This window comes from Serratia sp. Ag1 (assembly GCF_000743355.1).
Lineage (GTDB): Bacteria > Pseudomonadota > Gammaproteobacteria > Enterobacterales > Enterobacteriaceae > Chania.
On the sequence record NZ_JQEI01000075.1, the window covers coordinates 1 to 5,142 of the forward strand.

The following is a 5,142-nucleotide window of genomic DNA, read 5'->3' on the forward strand; positions in this document are numbered from 1 at the left end:
GTAGCCTGATGCTTTACGAGCAATTTGGCGATTGGAAGTTTAAGTATCGTAACAGGGAATTTTGGTGCCGAGGGTATTACGTTGATACAGTGGGTAAAAATACCACGAAGATACGAGAGTACATAAAGCACCAGTTGGAAGCGGATAAAATGGGTGAGCAGCTGTCGATCCCGTATCCGGGTAGCCCGTTTACGGGCCGTAAGTAACCGATAAAATGCGAATGTCAGATCGCAATCCGCCTGCTAGGGCGCAGCAGGTAAGAGAGCCTTATAGGCGCATATGAAACACCTCCGGCTATGCCGGGTGATATTTATTGTATGTCATCTTGGCGCTCAGAATTGCTGCGCTTTTTTCAGGCTGTTACGACATATTGCGTGGCACTGCGCAATCTCGGTATTCGCATGTAAAACGGCTGCTCGTATGCACTGAGAGATGAATATACTGCGCGCGGGTGCTCTGGATCTTTGTATCTGGAGCCTAAGCGAAAGGTATAAAGAGAAAAGCCCCGAGTCGATTACATCAACCCGAGGCTAACTCTAACGCCAGACAACGGTAGGTTAGCCTCTCACCCGCCGCAAGGCAAGGAGAAGGAGGCAAGATGCTGAACAAAGGTGATGTCGTAAAACTGGTCGTTATTTGTGCCACGGTAATATCATTGGTATGGATAACACGTAGCAAGATTTGTGAGCTGCGCATTCGATCAGGCAACATGGAGGTTGCAGCTATTCTGGCCTACGAATCCGAACGGTAAGGCAACCCAACGGCGGGAGTTCGCTCCCGCCCGTTGGTTGTTGGCGTATTGATCTATGAGCACCCATCCACTAAAACAACAACGGCGAGCCACTGGCTCGCCGTTGTTACTGCAACAGGACAAACTTACTTCAGGCCAGCCGCTTCGCGCAACTGAGCGGCTTTGTCGGTCGCTTCCCAAGGGAAATGCTCGCGGCCAAAGTGACCGTAAGCCGCCGTTTCGCGGTAGATTGGCTGCAGCAGATCCATCATATGGATCAGGCCATACGGGCGCAGATCGAAGAACTCACGCACCAGCAAAGTCAACTGCTCGGTAGAGACTTTTTCGGTCCCAAAGGTTTCCACCATGATGGAGGTCGGTTCTGCCACGCCGATAGCGTAGGAAACCTGGATTTCACAGCGATCGGCCAAACCAGCAGCAACGATGTTTTTTGCTACATAACGTGCAGCGTACGCGGCAGAACGGTCAACCTTGGAAGGATCTTTACCAGAAAATGCCCCGCCACCATGACGCGCCATGCCACCGTAGGTATCCACGATGATTTTACGCCCGGTCAGCCCACAGTCACCCATTGGGCCACCAATCACAAAACGGCCAGTCGGGTTGATGTGATATTTGGTGCCAGCGGTGAGCCATTCTGCTGGCAGAACCGGTTTGATGATCTCTTCCATCACCGCTTCTTGCAGATCTTTCAGTGCGATATCTTGGCAGTGCTGGGTAGAAAGCACCACAGCATCGATACCCACGATTTTGCCTTCGTCATACTGGAAAGTAACCTGGCTTTTGGCATCCGGGCGCAGCCAAGACAGCGTGCCATTTTTACGCACTTCGGCCTGGCGCTGAACCAGACGGTGTGCATAAGTGATAGGAGCAGGCATCAGCACGTCGGTTTCGTTGGTGGCATAGCCAAACATCAGGCCCTGATCGCCAGCACCCTGTTCCAGCGGATCGGTACGATCAACACCTTGGTTGATGTCCGGCGATTGTTTACCAATCGCACTCAGCACCGCACAAGAATTGGCGTCAAAGCCCATGTCGGAATGGACATAGCCAATCTCACGTACGGTTTGGCGAGTGATCTCTTCAATGTCGACCCAAGCGCTGGTTGTGATCTCACCGCCAACCAAGACCATGCCGGTTTTAACGTAGGTTTCACAGGCTACACGTGCTTTTGGGTCTTGCTCTAAAATGGCATCAAGCACTGCATCAGAGATTTGGTCGGCAATTTTATCCGGATGTCCTTCTGAGACAGATTCGGACGTGAAGAGATGTTTAGCCATGGTGTTCTTTACCTTGCATAAGACGGGTTAAAAATTACTGCACAGCGCTGGAGATCTGGGCATCAAAGCGAAAAGTTCTCCGCTGATAGCGAGATGCATCCTGCAACGCCCCTCAGGCAAAGCCGTTAAGCAGTTAATCAGTATAGATGTATTAACATCTGGACGGCTATTTTAGGCTAGCCTCTGGTCTGATTGCCAGTAGTTTTTTACCGCCGCGCTCTTTTAGTATTGCAGTTGGGCATCATTTTCATCGCTTGAAACAGTTACTGGCAAATTTTCATTTTGCATTTTTACCGGGTGTCCGGTATAAACTGCGCGCGTGGCTCATTGGGTGCACAGCGCGGGGGCTTAAATCGCGTATTGCTGCATCATTAAGAGCCGTAGCTCCCGAAAGCGGTGCCGCCGCTTCATTGAACGTTCACGTTCTTACACTGTATATAGAGGCTTGGTCGTTTATCGCGAGCGACGAGCGTGGAGGTGGTTGGATTAATGATCCGTTGTCTACCGGTTGTTGATTCTCAACAGCAGTGCCGTTCTGGCGCATATTCTTCTGTTATTTCCCGTCTTGTACCCACACCATCTAGCCGATGTCACATCCATCTGGGCGCTACTCAGGATTCTCGGGCCGGCTAACGGTCTTCTGAAGAACTGAATAAGGGTGGCCTGCAGCTTTTCTGTGGGATCTTTTTTGGCCCGATTCAAAAGGTTTGAATAGGGTGTCTTACAATAAATCTATTGGGTATCAACCGATCGCAAGCGACGAGCGGCAGATTAATTCACTGCCAAAATAGCAGGTTGCTGGGTTGTTCTCACGGATTTTAGCTGCGATAGTGGCTGACTGTATCGCTTGTGTGCGATATGAGGCGAGTAATGTCTGATGATCTGTTGATTCACCATCCGTCAGTAGCGGGTGAACATTTATCTTTACGCTCCATGCAGGAGGTTGCCATGAATGATCTTAATGCCAGCAAAATGCTGCGTACTTATAACGTCGCCTACTGGGGCAACAATTATTATGACGTCAATGAACTGGGCCACATCAGTGTATGCCCGGATCCGGATGTCCCGCATGCGCGTGTCGATCTCGCTGAGCTGGTGAAAGAGCGGCAGAAAGACGGGCAGCGTTTACCGGCCTTGTTCTGCTTCCCGCAGATCCTGCAGCATCGCCTGCGTTCAATTAATGCTGCATTCAAGCGAGCGCGTGAATCTTTTGGTTACGAAGGCGGCTATTTCCTGGTTTACCCGATCAAGGTTAATCAGCACCGTCGGGTGATTGAATCCTTAGTGAATTCCGGCGAACCGTTGGGGCTGGAGGCGGGTTCCAAAGCTGAGCTGATGGCCGTGCTGGCCCACGCCGGTATGACCCGGTCGGTGATCGTCTGTAATGGCTACAAAGATCGTGAATATATCCGTCTTGCGCTGATCGGTGAAAAACTCGGGCACAAAGTCTATCTGGTGATCGAGAAGATGTCAGAGATCCAACTGGTGTTGGAAGAGGCTGAGCGTTTGAACGTAATCCCTCGCTTAGGGGTGCGTGCGCGCTTGGCTTCACAAGGGTCGGGCAAGTGGCAGTCCAGCGGTGGTGAGAAATCCAAATTCGGTCTGGCGGCGGTTCAGGTGCTGAAACTGGTAGAAACCCTGCGTGCAGCAAACCGTCTCGAAAGCTTGCAACTGCTGCATTTCCACTTGGGATCGCAACTGGCTAACATTCGTGACATCGCGACAGGCGTGCGTGAGTCAGCACGTTTCTATGTGGAACTGCACAAGTTAGGCGTGAACATTCAGTGCTTCGACGTTGGTGGTGGCCTGGGTGTTGACTACGAAGGCACCCGTTCGCAATCTGATTGCTCGGTGAACTATGGCTTGAACGAATATGCCAACAACGTGATCTGGGGGATTGGTGACGCCTGTAATGAACATGGTTTGCCGCACCCGACGGTGATCACCGAATCTGGCCGTGCGGTGACGGCGCATCACACGGTGCTGGTTTCCAATGTGATTGGCGTTGAGCGCAATGAGTTCTGCGAGCCGGTTCCCCCGGCGGACGATGCGCCGCGTGCGCTGGAAAGCATGTGGGAAACCTGGCTGGAGCTGAACGAGCCAGAAAACCGCCGCTCATTGCGTGAATGGCTGCACGATAGTCAGATGGACTTGCACGACGTGCATACCCAGTATGCTCACGGCATGCTGGATCTGACCAAGCGTGCCTGGGCCGAGCAGTTGTATCTGAATATCTGCAACAAGATCCAGCAGCAGCTTGATCCCAGCAACCGCGCACACCGCCCGATCATCGACGAACTGCAGGAACGGATGGCGGATAAGTTCTACGTTAACTTCTCGTTGTTCCAATCCATGCCAGATGCCTGGGGTATCGATCAACTGTTCCCGGTGTTGCCGCTGGAAGGGCTGGATAAGCCGCCAGAAGGCCGCGCCGTGCTGCTGGATATTACCTGTGACTCGGATGGCACCATCGATCACTATGTTGATGGTGACGGTGTCGCTACGACTATGCCGATGCCGCCGTACGATCCTGAGAATCCACCGGCGCTGGGCTTCTTTATGGTTGGCGCTTATCAGGAGATCCTGGGCAACATGCACAACCTGTTTGGTGATACCGCATCGGTAGATGTGTACGTGTTCCCAGACGGCAGCGTGGAAACCGAACTGTCTGACGAAGGCGATACCGTCGCCGATATGCTGGAATACGTGCAGCTTGACCCGGCAGTGCTGTTAACTCGCTTCCGCGATCAGGTAAAACAAACCGATCTGGACAGCGAATTACAGGCGCAGTTTGTGGAAGAGTTTGAAGCTGGCTTGTATGGCTACACGTACTTAGAAGATGAATAATTAAGTGAAATAAAGGTTGAGTACGATTTTAGTGCTCAACCTTATCCACTCAGCCCGCCGAATTCGACCCTTCCCACTGCATTTCCTGCGACTCATATCACAACCAGCAACGACGATCTTCCCCTAACTCACATTATCTTTCTTGAAAGCAATAAGCCTGAATTATACCCGTCATACTTCAAGTTGCTTGGGTGTTGGCTGCGTTACTCGGCCCTGACAGGGCCTCGCCCCTTCGGGGCTGCTGCAAGCAGCGTTCAAATCTGC

The 5,142-nt window shown here is 52.0% G+C and carries 4 protein-coding genes; 3 read left to right on the plus strand and 1 reads right to left on the minus strand.

Annotated elements, in window-relative coordinates:
- Window positions 1-206, plus strand: a 206-nt coding sequence (locus IV04_RS23860; RefSeq protein WP_037441663.1) for an IS200/IS605 family transposase, incomplete at its 5' end; no start/stop codon positions are given.
- A 392-nt stretch (window positions 207-598) separates the two neighbouring features.
- Complete coding sequence (locus IV04_RS23865) at window positions 599-751, plus strand: Hok/Gef family protein (RefSeq protein WP_037400798.1); 153 nt, start codon at window positions 599-601, stop codon at window positions 749-751.
- 125 nt (window positions 752-876) lie between these two features.
- Here IV04_RS23865 and metK read toward each other — a convergent pair whose 3' ends face one another.
- Entirely contained in the window at window positions 877-2,031 is a 1,155-nt protein-coding gene (metK, locus tag IV04_RS23870) for a methionine adenosyltransferase (RefSeq protein WP_037400795.1), read from the minus strand.
- 858 nt (window positions 2,032-2,889) lie between these two features.
- Between metK and speA the strand changes: the two genes are divergently transcribed.
- A complete protein-coding gene (speA, locus tag IV04_RS23875) occupies window positions 2,890-4,878 on the plus strand; it encodes a biosynthetic arginine decarboxylase (protein WP_369794971.1) in 1,989 nt (662 codons plus the stop codon).
- The last annotated feature ends 264 nt before the right edge of the window (window positions 4,879-5,142 follow it).